Genomic DNA, 277 nt, shown 5'->3' with positions numbered 1-277 from the left:
AGGCGTACGTCAACAGCCTCTCGGCGGCGGACCTCGCGAAGGTCAAGCTGTACCTGAACTTCGACATGATCGCCTCGCCGAACTACGCCCAGTTCGTCTACGACGGCGACGACTCCGACCAGGTCGGTGCCGGCCCCGGCCCGGAGGGCTCGGCGCAGTTGGAGCGGCAGATCACCGACTACCTGGACAGCCGGCGCATCCCGCACGAGGGCACCGACTTCACCGGCCGGTCGGACTACGGACCGTTCATCGAGGTGGGCATCCCCTCGGGCGGCAC

Annotated in this window: 1 protein-coding gene; it reads left to right on the top strand. The window is 68.2% G+C overall.

The annotated features are described in order from the left end of the window. The coding region (locus tag J0695_RS42230) for a M28 family peptidase (protein ID WP_206970093.1) at positions 1-277 on the top strand (277 nt) is incomplete at both ends.

Source organism: Streptomyces beijiangensis, assembly GCF_017315755.1.
GTDB lineage: Bacteria > Actinomycetota > Actinomycetes > Streptomycetales > Streptomycetaceae > Streptomyces > Streptomyces beijiangensis.
Note: the sequence above shows the minus strand (reverse complement) of the source record. Positions and strands in the feature narration are given on the sequence as shown.